Genomic DNA, 14,945 nt, shown 5'->3' on the forward strand with positions numbered 1-14,945 from the left:
CACCAGCGTCCTGCCGCCGCGTACGGCCGAGGAGGGGTACCACCTGTCCGAGGACCTCGCCGACGACGCCATCTCCTGGCTGCGCCGGCACAAGACGTTGCGCCAGGACGACCCCTTCTTCATGTACTGGGCCAGTGGGGCGATCCACGGGCCGCACCACGTCGGCAAGGAGTGGGCAGACAAGTACGCCGGGAGGTTCGACGACGGCTGGGACGCCTACCGGGAGCGGGCTCACGTGCGAGCCATCGAGCGCGGCTGGATCCCTGCGGACGCGGAGCTGACGCCGCGTGACCCCCAGATGGCGGCGTGGGAGGACATCCCGGAGTCCGAGCGTGCCTTCCAGGCGCGGCTGATGGAGGTGGCCGCCGGCTTCGGTGAGCACGTGGACCACCAGGTGGGGCGCCTGCTCGACGAGCTGGACTCGCTGGGGTACGCGGAGGACACCTTGGTCTTCTACATCTGGGGCGACAACGGGTCCTCGGCGGAGGGGCAGAACGGCACGATCAGCGAGCTGCTCGCCCAGAACGGCATCCCCTCCACGATCGGGCAGCACCTGGCGGCTCTGGAGGAGCTCGGGGGACTCGACGTTCTCGGGTCCCCGGCGACCGACAACATGTACCACGCCGGGTGGGCGTGGGCCGGGTCCACTCCGTACAAGGGGGTCAAGCTGCTGGCCTCGCACCTGGGCGGCACGCGCAACCCGATGGCCGTGCGCTGGCCGGCCCGGATCGAGCCCGACGGGGTGCCCCGCTCCCAGTTCCACCACTGCAACGACCTCTTCCCGACGGTGCTGGAGATCGTGGGGATCACCCCGCCCAGCACGGTCAACGGTGTGCCGCAGAAGAGCGTCGACGGCGTCAGCTTCGCCTACGCGCTGGAGGACCCGCACGCCGAGGGGCGCCTGCGGACGCAGTACTTCGAGGTGATGGGCAGCCGTGCGATCTACCACGACGGCTGGATGGCGTCGGCGCGCGGACCGCGGCTGCCGTGGGTGCCCGGACTGCCGCCGGGGATCGACCGCTGGACCCCCGACGAGGACGTGTGGGAGCTCTACCACCTCGACGAGGACTGGAGCCAGGCCCGTGACCTGGCGGCCGAGCACCCGGAGAAGCTAGCCCGGCTCAAGGAACTCTTCCTCGTCGAGTCGGTCCGCAACGACGTGCTGCCGGTGGGTGGTGGCCTGTGGGTGATGACGATGCACCCCGAGGACCGGCCGCAGTCGCCCTACACGGAGTGGGAGATGTTCGACAGCACCTGCCGGGTGCCGGAGTCGGCGGCGCCCACGCTGGGGAACCGGTCGTCGGTGGTGACGTTCGAGGTGGATCTGCCCGAGGCCGCGTCCGGGGTGCTCTACAAGCTGGGGCAGGCGTCGGGCGGCCTGACGGTCTACCTGGACCAGGGGCGGCTGTTCTACGAGTACAACCTGTTCCTGATCGACCGGACCATCATCTCCACTGCCGAGCCGCTGCCGGCGGGGCCGCGGACCATCGTGGTCCGGTCGACGCGGCACAGCCCGGCCCCGACCTCGGGGATGGACGTCGTGGTCGAGGTCGACGGCGCGCCCGTGGCCTCCGGGACCGTCCCGGTCCTCGCCAACGTCGGCTTCTCCGCCAACGACGGTCTCGACATCGGCCGGGCCCTGGGGTCACCGGTCTCGCTGGCGTACCGCGACCGGGCACCGTTCCCGTTCGAGGGAGAGCTGCGGCGGGTGCACATGGCGTACGCCTGAGGCGACGCGTGCGCCAGCAGTCCGTCCGGCCCGGGCCCCGACCCCGCGCATGTGCGGGTGCCGTACACGCCGTCACGCTGCTTGTCGGCCAGATTGCTCAACGCCTCCAGCGACTCGGCCCGCAGCACGCACCCGTGGGCGGGGAGGTGGTCGACGGCTCCCCGCCGAAATGGGCGTCGGTCTAGCGCGGGACGCGCACCAGCAGCCGCCCGTGGATGCACTCCATCCGCAGCTCCTTGCCGGCGCCGACGGAGTCGCCGTCGAGCTGGCGCGGGACGTCGGTGGCGGCCCGGACCACCACGGACGCGCCCGTGAAGCGGTCGATCAGCTCGTCCGTGCGCTGCGACTTGGCGAGCACCCGGACGGCCAGCGGCAGCCAGGAGAGGAACTTCTTGGGGTGCAGCAGCACCACGTCGACCTGGCCGTCGTCGATGGTGGCGTCGGGCAGCAACGGCATCCCGGCCTGCAGGTAGCCGACATTGCCGACGACGACGGTGCGGGCGCGGTGCGTGGTGAACTCGCCGCCGTCGACGGAGATCTCGACCTTGATCGCGGGGAACATCAGCGACTTCAGGCCGCTGATGACGTACGCCAGCCAGCCGACCTTCTTCTTGATGTCGTCGTTGACGCCCTCCATGATCGCGGCGTCGAAGCCCATGCCGGCCATCACCATGAAGTGGGTGTCCTCGAAGCCGTCGCCCGACACCTCGACGAGGTCGATGGCGCGGTCCTGGCCGTTGAGGCCGACGTCGATCGCGGAGCGCAGGTAGAGCGGGATGTCGAGGTTGCGGGCCAGCAGGTTGCCGGTGCCGGCGGGGATGATCCCGACCGGGATGCCGGTGCCGGCCAGGGTCGCGCAGACCTCGCGGACCGTACCGTCGCCGCCGCAGACCAGGACCAGGTCGGCCTCGCCCTCGATCGCGGCGCGCGCCATGCCCGTGCCCGGGTCCTCGATCGTCGTGTACTGCCACTGCGGCTCCGACCAGCCGGACTCCGCGGCCATCGCGGTCACGATCGAGCGGAACTGGCCGGCGTCCTCGACCTTGATCGGGTTGAGGACGACGGTGAGGCGCTTGGCGGAGGTGAACGTCTCCACCAGCGGCTCCTCCTTGACCGCGTGGCCGCGGGGCAGGGGCGAGAGGACGACCAGCCAGACCAGCGCGACGGCCGTGCCCAGCGCGATCCCGGCGATGACGTCGCTGGGGAAGTGGCGGCCGAGCAGCACCCGGTCGAGGCCGACGAGCAGGACCAGCAGCACCCCCAGGACGTACGCGAACCGGCGCAGCCCGCCCCGGCGTACGAACATCAGGACCAGCACCAGCAGCAGCGTCACCATCGAGGAGATCGCGGTCGCGTGGCCCGAGGGGAACGACTGCGTCTCGTGCAGGTCCGTGAGCCACTGCCACTCGGGGCGGTCGCGGTCGAAGACCATCTTGAGCAGCCGGTTCGCGAGCGTCGAGGTGATCATGACGCCGACCACGTACCCGGCGGCGCGACGGTGACCCTTCCACAGCAGCAGCGCCGCGATGACGACGGTGTAGATCGTCATCGCGATGGTGTCGAAGGCGACCTCGACCACGTGCAGCACGCTGACGAGGAGCGGGAACTCGTCGGCCCAGTCCTCCGCGTCACGCCCCAGCAGGTCGAACCCGTCGAGCGGCGAGGAGTCGTTGAAGGTCAGCGCCGCGAGGACTCCGAAGACGACGAGGAGCACGGCGGCCCACCCGAGGGGCACACGAGGGCGATCTAGCACCGGGCAAGTATGCCTGCCCGCGCGGTCCCGGCGCCCGGAACACCCTGCTGCGTACGCTCGACCCATGGCTCTGCCCATCGAGCAGTACGCACTGGTCGGGGACCGGCGCACGGGTGCGCTGGTCGGCACGGACGGCTCCATCGACTGGCTGTGCCTGCCCGCCTTCGACTCGCCCGCCTGCTTCGCCGCGCTGCTGGGCACCGAGGACCACGGCCGCTGGCAGCTCTGCCCGGCCGAGGAGTACGAGGTGAGCCGCCGCTACGTCGGGAACTCGACGGTGCTGGAGACGACGTTCACCACCGCTGGCGGCGAGGTGGTCCTGGTCGACGCGATGCCGCGCGAGGAGGACCGGGCCGACGTGGTGCGCCGGGTGCGCGGGGTGCGGGGGACCGTACGGATGCGCCACGACTGGCGGGTGCGGTTCGACTACGGCCACGTGGTGCCGTGGGTGCGCCGCCGCACCGTCGACGGCGAGCAGGTGATCACGGCCGTCGGCGGGCCCGACCAGCTGGTCCTGCACGGCCCGCGGCTGCCCGAGGCGGTCGACCACCGCCACGCCGACGAGTTCGACGTCTCCGCCGGCGAGGAGCTGCTGTTCTCCACGACCTGGATCCCCTCGTACGCCTCGCCGTCGGGTCTCGGCCCGGTCGCCGACCGGATCAGCGCCACCGTCGTGGAGGACGAGCGCTGGGCCGAGGTGTGCCGTACCGACGTCCCGCACGCCGACCTGGTGGCCCGCTCGCTGGTGACGCTGCGGCTCATGACCGACGAGGTGACCGGCGGGATCGTGGCGGCGCCGACGACGTCGCTGCCCGAGGAGTTCGGGGGCGAGCGCAACTGGGACTACCGCTACTGCTGGCTCCGCGACTCCGCGCTGACCATCGGGGCACTGGTGCGGGGCGGCTACACCGAGGAGGCCGCCCTGTGGCGCAGCTGGCTGCTGCGCGCGGTCGCCGGGGACCCGCAGGACGTGCAGATCATGTACGCCCTCGACGGCTCGCGGCGGCTGCCCGAGATGACGCTGGACCACCTGCCCGGGTACGCCGGCTCCCGCCCGGTCCGCATCGGCAACGGTGCGGCCGGGCAGCGCCAGCTCGACGTGTTCGGCGAGGTGATGATCGGGCTGGGCGAGCTGCGCGACGCCGTCGGTCACGCCGACGACCACGCCTGGGCGCTGCAGCGCAGCCTGGTCGAGGGCCTGGTCGGCTCGTGGGACGTCGCCGACAACGGCCTGTGGGAGATCCGCGGGCCGCAGCGCCACTTCACCCAGTCCCGGGCGATGGTGTGGGCGGCGTTCGACCGGGCGGTGCGCGCGGTCGAGGAGTTCGGCCTCGACGGGCCGGTGGAGCGGTGGCGCGCCACCCGCGACGTGGTGGGCGCGCAGGTGCTCGACCAGGGGTACGACCCGGTGCGCAACACCTTCCTCCAGTCGTACGGCGGCACCGAGGTCGACGCGTCCCTGCTGGTGCTGCCCCGCACCGGGATCGTCGCCGGCGACGACCCGCGGATGCTCGGCACGATCGAGGCGGTGGAGCGCGACCTGATGCGCGACGGCCTGCTGCTGCGCTACCGCACCGGGTCGGGAGTCGACGGGTTGTCCGGCGACGAGCACCCCTTCCTGGCCTGCTCGTTCTGGCTGGTCTCCGCGTACGCCGGCGCCGGTCGCCTCGACGACGCGACCGCCCTGTTCGACCGGTTGTGCGCGCTGGCGAACGACGTCGGGCTGCTCTCGGAGGAGTACGACGTCACCCACGGGCGGATGGCCGGGAACTTCCCGCAGGCGTTCAGCCACCTGGCGCTGGTGCGGGCCGCCTTCGACCTGCGGGACGCCGGCGCGGGCGCGGGATCGTCGCCTGTCGGCGCCGCCGGATAGCCTGTCGACGTGATCGACCCTCGCCTGCTCCGTGACACGCCCGACCTCGTCCGCGCCGCCCAGGCCAAGCGCGGTCTCTCCGCCGACGTCGTCGACGTCGCGCTGGCGGCCGACGAGGCCCGCCGCAGTGCGATCTCCTCGTACGAGGCGAAGCGGTCCGAGCAGAAGTCGATGGGCAAGCTCGTCGCCCAGGCCACGGGCGACGAGAAGGCCGAGCTGCTGGCCCGCACCAAGTCGCTGTCGGCCGAGGTCAAGGAGCTCGAGGCCGCGCAGGTCGCCGCCGAGGCTGCCTGGGACGCCGCGATCAAGGCGATCCCCAACGTGGCCGCCGAGGAGTCGCCCGAGGGTGGCGAGGACGACTTCGTGGTCCTCGAGACCGTCGGCACCCCGCGCGACTTCGCCGCGGAGGGCTTCGAGCCGCGCGACCACATCGAGCTCGGCAAGCTGCTCGGCGCGATCGACCTCGAGCGCGGCGCCAAGGTGTCGGGCTCGCGCTTCTACTTCCTCACCGGTGTCGGCGCCCAGCTCGAGCTGGCGCTGGTGAACATGGCGATGGACCAGGCCCGCAACGCCGGGTTCACGCAGGTCATCGCCCCGTCGCTGGTCAAGCCGCGCGCCATGGAGGGCACCGGCTTCCTCGGCCAGGCCGCCGATGACGTCTACCGCATCGAGGGCGAGGACCTCTACCTCGTGGGCACCTCCGAGGTGCCGATGGCGGCGTACCACTCCGACGAGATCCTCGAGACGGCGTCGCTGCCGCGCCGGTACGCCTCGTTCAGCCCCTGCTTCCGCAAGGAGGCCGGCTCGCACGGCAAGGACACCAAGGGCATCATCCGGGTGCACTGGTTCGACAAGGTGGAGATGTTCGTCTACACCACCGTCGAGGAGTCGTACGCCGAGCACCAGCGGCTGCTGGCGTGGGAGAAGGAGTTCCTCGACAAGCTCGAGCTGGCGTACCAGGTCATCGACGTCGCCGCCGGCGACCTGGGTCTGTCGGCGCAGCGCAAGTTCGACTGCGAGGCGTGGATCCCCACCCAGGGCAAGTACCGCGAGCTGACCTCGACGTCGAACTGCACCGAGTTCCAGGCCCGCCGCCTCGACATCCGCCAGCGCGACGAGCACGGCACCAAGCCGGTCGCCACGCTCAACGGCACGCTGACTGCGATCACCCGCACGATCGTCGCGATCCTCGAGACGCACCAGCAGCCCGACGGCTCGGTCAAGCTTCCCGCGGCGCTGGTCCCGTACATGGGCGGCCTCGAGGTGCTGACGCCGATCGGCGGTCAGGCTTGACGCCCGACAAGGCACCCAAGCCTCTGGGCTGGACGCCGCGCCTGCTGGCGCTCGACATCGACGGCACCCTGCTGCGCTGGGTCGCCGACTCCGGCGGCGTGCACGGCGAGGTGCCGGCGCGCGTACGCGAGGCGATCCGGCGCGCGTCCGCGCAGGGCTGCCACGTCGTGCTCTCCAGCGGCCGCTCCCTGCACGCGATGACGCCCATCGCCGACCAGCTCGGCCTGCCCGCCGACGGCGACGATCCGCTGTGGATCGTCGCGTCCAACGGCGCCGTGGTGCTGCGCTACCCGCCCGTCGAGGTCGTGTACGAGGAGACGTTCGACGCCTCCGCGGCGGTCCTCGCGCTGCTGCGTGAGCACCCGACCGCGATCATCGGTGTCGAGGAGCGCGGCGTCGGCTACCGGGTGACGCGCCCGTTCCCGCCGGGTGAGCTCAACGGCCAGACGCGGGTGACGCCGGTGGAGGAGCTGATCGCGGAGCCGGTGAGCCGTGTGATCGTGCGCGACCCCGACTCGACGCCGGAGGAGTTCGCCGAGCTGGCGCGGCGCCTGGGCCTGCACGGCACCGACTACGTCATCGGCTGGACCGCCTGGATGGACCTCGCCCCGCGGGGCATCTCCAAGGCGTCCGGTCTGCAGCACGTCGCCGAGCGGATCGGCGTCGACCCCGAGGACGCGCTGGCCATCGGCGACGGCCGCAACGACCTGGAGATGTTTGCCTGGGCCGGCCGCGCGGTCGCGATGGGCCAGGCGATCGACGAGGTCAAGGACGCCGCCGACCACGTCACCGCGCCCGTCGAGCTCGACGGTGCGGCCGAGGAGATCGAGCGCTGGTTCGGTCGCGATGGCTGACGAGCTCCTCGACCCCCGCGACGTACGACCCCGCCTGGTCGCCACGGACCTCGACGGCACCCTCCTCGACAGCGAGGGCAAGGTGACCGACCGTACGCGTGCGGTCCTGGGCGCGCTCGACGAGATGGGCGTGCCGGTGGTCTTCACCACGGGTCGTCCCTTGCGGTGGATGGAGGAGCTGTGGGAGGAGGTCGGCGGCCACGGGCTGGCGATCGTCTCCAACGGCGGCATCGTCTTCGACGTCGCTGGCCACAAGATCAGCCGCTCGCGCACCATCCCCGTCGACGTGCTGGTGCGGGTCGGCGAGATCCTGCGCGAGACGATCCCCGGCACCGCGTTCGCGCTGGAGTCGACCCACGGGTTCTCCCGTGAGGCCGAGTTCTTCCCGCGGCTGGCGGTCAGTCGCATGCCGGACACCCCCATCGGTCGGTTGGAGGAGATCGCCGACGACCAGGTGGTCAAGCTGCTGGCGCGCCACGAGACGTTGGAGGCGGAGCCCTTCTGGCACGAGGTCGAGGCGCAGGTGGGCAGCCTGGTCACGACGACGTGGTCGTCGATGGGCCCGCTGGTGGAGATCAGTGGGTCCGGGGTCACCAAGGCCAGCACGCTGGAGATGCTCACGGCCGACCTGGGGATCAACGCCGCCGAGGTGGTCGCGTTCGGCGACATGCCCAACGACCTGCCGCTGCTGGGGTGGGCGGGCCGCTCGTACGCGATGAGCAACGGCCACCGCTCGGTGATCGACCTGGCCCAGCATGTGGCGCCCAGCAACGACGAGGACGGCGTGGCCCAGACGTTGGCCGCCCTGTTCGGCATCGACGCGTAGGCTCTGGCCCCGACGAGTCTCGGACGACAAGGAGCACACGTATGACCAGGATGCTGCGCGCCGTGCTGGCGCTCGCGTTCGCGATGCTCGGTCTGGGCCTCGTCGTCGGTGGCACCGCCCCCGCGTACGCCTGCTCCTGCGCCGAGGGAACGGTCAAGCAGCAGCTGAAGCGCGCCGACGTCGTCTTCGTCGGCACCGTCGTCAAGAAGACCGACGGGCCGCGCACCGGCGACGTGACGTACGAGGTGCACGCCTCCACCCTGTTCAAGGGTGAGGTCGACTACGCGACCCAGGTGACCTCCGCGGCCGACGGTGCCGCGTGCGGCCTGGAGAACGTGAGGCTGGACGAGGACTACGTCTTCTTCGCCTCCAACGACGAGGCGCCGTTCTACGCGGGCCTGTGCAGCGGGTCCGGCCCGGCGAAGCCTGCGCTGATCACCAAGCTCGAGGGGTTCGCCAAGCCGACCAGCATCGAGGTGCCCCCGCCGCCGAAGCCGACGCTGACCCCCTCGGACACCTCCGAGCCCACCGGCTTCGCGCGCCTCGCCGCCCCCGGTGCCGCCGTGGCCGTGGTAGGCCTGCTGGGGCTGCTGGTCGTCGGGCGGCTCGCGCGCCGCTGAGGCGGCTTGCGTCTGACGCACGCGCCCGGCGCTCACCCGGCTGCGTGCGCCCCCACCCTCAGAGGTACATGCCCCCGGTCTCGCCGGGACCCTGCGGCTGACCGGGCGCGCCCTCCTGCTGGGGGCCGCCGGGCATGCCGCCCATCGCCTGCGGGCCGCCCATCGGCAGCGCCTTGTGCATGTGCTCCAGCTGGGAGCGGGCGGCGACCTGCTGGGCGTAGATCGCGGTCTGGATGCCGTGGAAGAGGCCCTCGAGCCAGCCGACGAGCTGGGCCTGCGCGATCCGCAGCTCGCCCTCGGACGGCACGCCGTCCTCGGTGAAGGGGAGGGAGAGGCGGTTGAGCTCCTCGACGAGCTCGGGAGCCAGACCGGCCTCGAGCTCCTTGATGGAGGCGGCGTGGATCTCCTTGAGGCGGTTGCGGCTGGCCTCGTCGAGGGGAGCCGCCTTCACCTCCTCGAGGAGCTGGCGGATCATGCTGCCGATCCGCATCACCTTGGCCGGCTGCTCGACGAGCTCGGTGATGTGGCGCTCCCCGTCTTCGTCGTCACCGTCGTCGTCCGCCGATGAGTCCTGCTGCTGGACGGCGCTGACCGGCACCGTACCGATGGGGTTGCCGTCGGGGCCGATGACGACCACGACCTGCTCCTGCTCGGCCGCCCCGCCTGCCTGGGCCTGTCCGTCGGCCGGGGTCGCGACGGTGTCCGCGTCGGGGGCGTCGGCGGCGGGCTGGGTGGGGTGCTGGTCACTCATGCGCTCCACCCTAGTCAGCGACGGTGAGGAGGATCTTGCCGTTGTGCTCGCCGGCCCCCATGAGGGCGTGCACCTCGCCGGCGCGCTCCAGCGGCAGGACACTGTGGATGACGGGCCTGACCTGCCCGTCCGCGACCAGCGGCCACACGTGCTGCGCGACGGCGGCGCAGATCGCCGCCTTCTCGCTGTCGGGGCGCCCGCGCAGCGAGGTGGCGATCACGGCGCCGCGCTTGTTGAGCAGCGTGGAGATGTTGAGCTCGCCCTTGACTCCGCCCTGCATGCCAATGATGACGAGGCGGCCCTGCTCGGCGAGCGCCCTGACGTTGCGGTCGAGGTACTTGGCGCCCATGTTGTCGAGGATGACGTCGGCCCCGCCGTCGGCGGTGAGCACCTCGACGAAGTCCTCGTCGCGGTAGTTGATGGTGACGTCGGCGCCCAGGTCGGCGCAGAGCCGCTGCTTCTCGGGGGTGCCCGCGGTGGCGTACACGGTGGTGGAGAACGCCGAGGCGAGCTGGATCGCCATCGTGCCGATGCCGCCAGCGCCGCCGTGCACCAGGAACCTCTCGCCCGGCTGCAGCCCGGCCACCATGAACACGTTGGACCAGACCGTGCAGGCCACCTCGGGCAGCGCGGCCGCCTCGACGAGCGAGACACCCTCGGGCACGGGCATCAGCTGGCCGGCGGGTACGGCGACCTTGCTGGCGTACCCGCCGCCGGACAGCAGCGCGCACACCTCGTCGCCGACCGACCAGTCGGTCACGCCCTCGCCGAGGGCGGCGACCCGGCCGCTGCACTCCAGACCGATGACGTCGGAGGCGCCGGGCGGCGGCGGGTACAGGCCCATCCGCTGCAGCGTGTCGGCGCGGTTGACGGCGGTCGCGACGACGTCGACGACGACCTCGCCCGGGCCCGCGACGGGGTCGGGCAGCTCGACGACGGTGAGGACCTCGGGTCCTCCGGGCTCGGTGGCGACAACGGCTCGCATGCACCCAGCCTGCCGTACGGGTCCGACAGCCGCAGGCTCAGGCCTCGTACCGGTCGCCGGTGTGGTCCACCGCGGTGTCGTCGGGGACCTCGACGTCGGTGTCGTCGGGGTCCGGCGCCCCGGCGGGTCGGTCCCACTTCTCGGCCAGCAGCTGCGCGCGGCCCGCGTACTCGTCGATCGTCTCGTGGTCCTCGGAGCCGCCGAAGGCGACGCCGAGCAGGAACATGCTGAGCGGGACCGCCGGTCGGACCACGTTGCGCGCGATGACCTTCGACAGGTCGAGGAGCATCGCCTCGTCGAGCTCGACCTCGATGTCGAGGGCGTCGCAGAGCTCGTCGATCCAGTCGTGCAGGTTCACAGTCTCAGTGAAACCCCGCGCGCGGGATCCGGCAACCGGTTCGGCCAATTCTCGCCGCGGCCGGGCTCAGCGCGGCTCCAGGTCCGCCCAGGTGTCGACGTCGTCGGCCTCCCGCTCCGTGGGTTGCACGACGGCCAGGTCGAGCGGGGCGAGGAGTCGGCGTACGGAGAGTCCGTCGGCGACCTGCGGCCGGACGGCGCGCAGCCGGTCGGTACGCACCACGCCGCACAGCTGGCGGTAGCCGTCCGCGGCGTGCAGGAACGCCCCGTCGCGCTCCCCGACCGCCTCGACGAGGCGCGCGAACGTGTCGGCAGTGACCCACGGCATGTCGACCGCGACGAGCGCCACCAGGGCGGGGAGTGGCTCACCCCCGGCCGCGAGCGAGTCCAGACCGGCCACGATGCCGGCCACCGGTCCGCCGTACGGAGGGTCCTCGAGGGTGAAGCGCACCGGCCGAACGGTCGGGCGCTCCGGCGCGACCACGACGACCGGGGCGGCGCCGCCGAGGGCGGTGAGCACGTGCTCGAGGAGGGGCGCGTCGGCCAGGAGGACGGCCCCCTTGTCGACCCCGCCGAGGCGGCTGCCCCGCCCGCCGGCGAGCACGATCGCGGCGTACGGGGAGGCGGTTGCGGCAGACATGGCCCTCAGTGTGGCCCACCGTGGCAGGGTGGGGAGGGTGAGTGGCGACGACGAGACGGGCGCGGACCTGCGGGTACGCGTCGTGCAGTGGGGCGCGAGTCTGGACGCGGCCGCCAACCGGGCCCGGCTGGGCGACGCCGTGGCGGTCCGTGACGGCGAGCCGGTCGACCTGGTGGTGCTGCCCGAGGCGTTCGCCCGCGACTTCGGCAAGCCCGGCACCGACCTGGGCGAGCACGCCGAGCCGACCGACGGACCGTTCGCGACCGAGCTGGCCCGCGTCGCGGGTGAGGCGGGCACGACCGCGGTGGCGGGCATGTTCGAGCCGTCCGGGGAGCCGTCGAGGCCGTACAACACGCTCGTGATGCGTGGTGGCGCGAGCGCCGACTACCGCAAGATCCACCTGTATGACTCGTTCGGCTACCGCGAGTCCGACCGGGTGTCGGGCGGCCCGCTGGAGCCCCGCGTGGTCGACGTCGACGGCTGGAAGGTGGGCCTGACCACCTGCTACGACCTGCGCTTCCCCGAGTTGTACCGCGCGCTGGCCGACGAGGGGGCCGAGGTCGTCCTCGTGCTGGCCGCGTGGCTGCCCGGCGAGCGGAAGGTCGACCACTGGCGGACGCTGCTGGCGGCGCGCGCGATCGAGAACACCGTGTACGTGGTGGGCGTCGGGCAGCCGGAGGACCACTACTGCGGCCACAGCACCGTGGTGGGGCCGCTCGGCGACGTGCTGCTGTCCCTCGGTGGCGGTGAGGACGTGGGAGTGGTCACGCTGTCCCGCTCGGGGCTGTCGGAGGCCCGTGCCGCCAACCCGTCGTTGGCCAACCGTCGGCTGTAGGCTCGTCCGTCGTGTCCCCCACCTCCGGCAACGACCCCCGCGACCTCCCGCGGGGCAGGCGCGTGGCCGACGGGACCCCGGACGCCGCCGCCTCGTCGGACCGGCCACTGACCGCGATGGAGCGCCTCCGGCTGGCCCAGGGGATCGCGGCACCCTCCGCCCGTACGGTGCCGGTCGACGACGACGGCCTGCGCCCCCGCACGGGTGAGCGGACCCTTCCGTTCGGCGACGAACCCGTGGCGGCACCGTCGTGGCCCGACCGTGCGGCGGCTGCAACTCCCGCGTACGCTCCGCCGGCGGAGACCCCCGCCGATCCCCCCGCGCTCTCGCTGCCCGACGTGGCCGACGTCGTCGCCGCCGCACTGGGCGAGCAGCCCGCACCTACCCTGGCCCGCCCCGACCGTGCGCCGGGCTGGCGGGCCCGGCGGGTAGAGGTCGACGAGGTGCCGGTCTCGGAGCCGCTGTCCACGTGGGACGCCGCGACTGAGGCGACCTCGGTGGCGGAGGAGGTGTCGCTGAGCGCGGTCATCCCGAGCCGGCCGCCGGTCAACCCCGTGCCCGAGGTGGTGACTCCGTCGGAGGCGGTGGCCGCCGAGCTGGCCGAGCTGACTCCCGAGGCGGCTGTGCCGGTGCCGACCGAGCCGGAGCCTGGGCCAGCCCCGGCCGCAGCTGCACCGCCGTCGGCGGCCCGGACGAGTCGCGCCGAGCGCCGAGCCCGCGCGTCCGAGTCGGCCCCCCGCGCGGACCTGAGCCGGTTGACGACGTCGGCACCCCAGGCGCCGGCGGAACCGTTCTCGATGTCCCGTCGGCTGGCGACGGGAGTCGCCGCCTTCGGGGCTCTGGTCCTCGCGGGCCTCGCCGCGCTGGTGCTGGCCGTGCTGGGTGTCGGACCCGACTGGGTCGACGGCGCCGGCTCGGTGGCCGTGGTGACGGGGCTGGCCGGGTTGCTGGCGATCCGTACGAACGGGCAGCCGTGGATCACGGCCGGCGTGGCGCTGGTGCTGGGCGCGGGGGCGGTCGTCTCCGGCCAGGCGGCGCTGGCCACCGGCGCCGCGGTCGTGACGTGTGTCGTGGGCGGCGTGTACGCAGTGATGGCCACGGTGCCGGCCGTGACGTTCGCGGCAGCGGCGCGCGAGGTGCTGTGGGCGACGTTGCTGAGCGTGGTGGTGGCGTTGGCTGTGGTCGGCTTCGGGCCGACGGCGAGCGTGGAGCCGTTCGAGATCCTCACGCTGCTGATGTCGGTGGCCCTGGTGATGGCGCTGGTGTACCGGCTCGGTGCCGGTCTGCACGGGCTCGGGCGCCGCGGGGCGATCGTGATCGGGATCGGTTTCGGCCTCCTCGCCGGGGCGCTCGTGTACGCCGAGCTGCTGCGCCGCTACGGCGCGCCGGGCGTGGTGGAGTCGGTGCTCGACGTGGTCGCGTGGAGCCAGGACCACGTGTACGCGTTCCCGCGGCCGCTGGTCGTAGTGCTGGGCATCCCGGCGCTGGCGTGGGGTGCGCACATGCGTGCGCGCCGGCGCCAGGGCTGGTGGGTGGCGGCCTTCGGTGTCGCGGCGACCGTGCCGGTCGCGACCAGTCTCGTGGGCGTGGACTCGTCCCTGCTGGGCGCGCTGGTGCGGGCGTCGTACTCGCTGGTGTGCGGCCTGGTGCTGGCCTGGCTGATCGTCTGGTTCGACCTGCGTCTGACGGGTCCGCGGGGCGCTGGCGCACGCCGGGTCGAGGAGGCCTCGGCGCACCGTCCCGAGCCGTCCCGCTGGAGCCCGCTCTAGCGCTTGGTCGTCGCCGGCGCGGCGTACCTGTTGGTAACCGTTAGCGTCGCAACCATGGCTCGCATCCGGACCCTCGAGGTCGTCTCCGAACTGGTCGCCAACGTCCTCTCCGTCGACTGCTCGGTCGGGGACTCCGTGGCGCAGGGGCAGGCGCTGGTCCTGCTGGAGTCGATGAAGATGGAGATCCCGGTGCTCGTGGACGCCGCCGGCACCGTCTCGGCGATCAAGGTGTCCGCCGGCGACGTCGTCCAGGAGGGCGACGTGCTGGTGGTCGTCGACCTGACCTGACCCCGACCGGTTCGTCGAGCCCGGCGATACCACCGGGTGACGGGCGTGCCTGTAGCCCGGCAGCGGGTGCTGGACGGGCTGGTGGCGGCGCTGGTCAGTGGTCGGGTGTTCCGCTGGTTGAGCGTGTCGAAACCAGCCGTGTGGTGCCGCCCCGGTCGCGGCGGAACCGGTGGCCGTGGGGGCTGGTCCACTCGAACACCCCACTGGCAGGCGAGGCGAGGTGCCAACTGGTGTGGGTCTTGAGGCGGTGGTGACTCCTGCACAAGCTCGCCATGTTGGAGGTACGAGTCTGCGACTCCGGCGGATCGTGATCTGGCTCGTGGTCGTACGGGACCACGTGGTCGAGGTCGCACGCGCGTGCCGGTCGGGTGC

14 protein-coding genes are annotated in these 14,945 nt (G+C 72.5%); 9 read left to right on the forward strand and 5 right to left on the reverse strand.

The genetic code is table 11. The features are described 5' to 3' along the window. On the forward strand, window positions 1-1,729 hold a 1,729-nt coding region (locus ACI379_RS04520; protein ID WP_439790874.1), incomplete at its 5' end, for a sulfatase-like hydrolase/transferase. A 181-nt stretch (window positions 1,730-1,910) separates the two neighbouring features. Here the strand turns inward: ACI379_RS04520 and ACI379_RS04525 are convergent. After that, window positions 1,911-3,464 (reverse strand): phosphatase PAP2 family protein, encoded by a 1,554-nt coding sequence (locus ACI379_RS04525; RefSeq protein ID WP_439790875.1) that lies wholly within the window; start codon window positions 3,462-3,464, stop codon window positions 1,911-1,913. Window positions 3,465-3,546: 82 nt separating this feature from the next. Here ACI379_RS04525 and ACI379_RS04530 point away from each other — a divergent pair, with 82 nt between their 5' ends. The 5 genes from ACI379_RS04530 to ACI379_RS04550 are packed head-to-tail and all read left to right on the forward strand — an operon-like array spanning window position 3,547 to window position 8,948. Beyond that, on the forward strand, window positions 3,547-5,355 hold the full coding sequence (locus ACI379_RS04530; protein ID WP_439790876.1) for a glycoside hydrolase family 15 protein: 1,809 nt from the start codon (window positions 3,547-3,549) through the stop codon (window positions 5,353-5,355). A 9-nt stretch (window positions 5,356-5,364) separates the two neighbouring features. Beyond that, window positions 5,365-6,648: a serine--tRNA ligase gene (serS, locus tag ACI379_RS04535; RefSeq protein WP_439790877.1), complete on the forward strand. Its 1,284-nt coding sequence runs from the start codon at window positions 5,365-5,367 to the stop codon at window positions 6,646-6,648. Continuing rightward, entirely contained in the window at window positions 6,645-7,502 is an 858-nt protein-coding gene (locus ACI379_RS04540) for an HAD family hydrolase (RefSeq protein ID WP_439790878.1), read from the forward strand. Before serS ends, ACI379_RS04540 begins: the two co-directional genes overlap by 4 nt. Beyond that, window positions 7,495-8,328, forward strand: a complete 834-nt coding sequence (locus ACI379_RS04545) for a Cof-type HAD-IIB family hydrolase (RefSeq protein ID WP_439790879.1) — start codon at window positions 7,495-7,497, stop codon at window positions 8,326-8,328. Before ACI379_RS04540 ends, ACI379_RS04545 begins: the two co-directional genes overlap by 8 nt. 41 nt (window positions 8,329-8,369) lie before the next feature. Beyond that, entirely contained in the window at window positions 8,370-8,948 is a 579-nt protein-coding gene (locus tag ACI379_RS04550; protein ID WP_439790880.1) for a hypothetical protein, read from the forward strand. A 58-nt stretch (window positions 8,949-9,006) separates the two neighbouring features. Here the strand turns inward: ACI379_RS04550 and ACI379_RS04555 are convergent, their stop codons facing one another. The 4 genes from ACI379_RS04555 to mobA form a co-directional block, all read right to left on the reverse strand. Further along, complete coding sequence (locus ACI379_RS04555) at window positions 9,007-9,699, reverse strand: bacterial proteasome activator family protein (protein ID WP_439790881.1); 693 nt, start codon at window positions 9,697-9,699, stop codon at window positions 9,007-9,009. A gap of 10 nt (window positions 9,700-9,709) precedes the next feature. Next, complete coding sequence (locus ACI379_RS04560) at window positions 9,710-10,684, reverse strand: NAD(P)H-quinone oxidoreductase (protein ID WP_439790882.1); 975 nt, start codon at window positions 10,682-10,684, stop codon at window positions 9,710-9,712. Window positions 10,685-10,721: 37 nt separating this feature from the next. Further along, window positions 10,722-11,042, reverse strand: coding sequence for a DUF6457 domain-containing protein (locus ACI379_RS04565; RefSeq protein WP_439790883.1), 321 nt, complete (start codon window positions 11,040-11,042; stop codon window positions 10,722-10,724). A gap of 66 nt (window positions 11,043-11,108) precedes the next feature. After that, the gene (gene mobA / locus ACI379_RS04570) at window positions 11,109-11,681 is read right to left on the reverse strand and encodes a molybdenum cofactor guanylyltransferase (RefSeq protein WP_439790884.1); all 573 of its coding nucleotides are present in this window, start codon (window positions 11,679-11,681) and stop codon (window positions 11,109-11,111) included. 37 nt (window positions 11,682-11,718) lie between these two features. Between mobA and ACI379_RS04575 the strand changes: the two genes are divergently transcribed. The 3 genes from ACI379_RS04575 to ACI379_RS04585 are packed head-to-tail and all read left to right on the forward strand — an operon-like array spanning window position 11,719 to window position 14,573. Next, complete coding sequence (locus ACI379_RS04575) at window positions 11,719-12,516, forward strand: carbon-nitrogen hydrolase family protein (protein WP_439790885.1); 798 nt, start codon at window positions 11,719-11,721, stop codon at window positions 12,514-12,516. Window positions 12,517-12,527: 11 nt separating this feature from the next. Next, window positions 12,528-14,285: a hypothetical protein gene (locus ACI379_RS04580; protein WP_439790886.1), complete on the forward strand. Its 1,758-nt coding sequence runs from the start codon at window positions 12,528-12,530 to the stop codon at window positions 14,283-14,285. 54 nt (window positions 14,286-14,339) lie between these two features. Further along, on the forward strand, window positions 14,340-14,573 hold the full coding sequence (locus ACI379_RS04585) for a biotin/lipoyl-binding carrier protein (RefSeq protein ID WP_439790887.1): 234 nt from the start codon (window positions 14,340-14,342) through the stop codon (window positions 14,571-14,573). The last annotated feature ends 372 nt before the right edge of the window (window positions 14,574-14,945 follow it).

The sequence above is a fragment of the Nocardioides sp. genome, assembly GCF_051876515.1.
Classification (GTDB): Bacteria; Actinomycetota; Actinomycetes; order Propionibacteriales; family Nocardioidaceae; genus Nocardioides.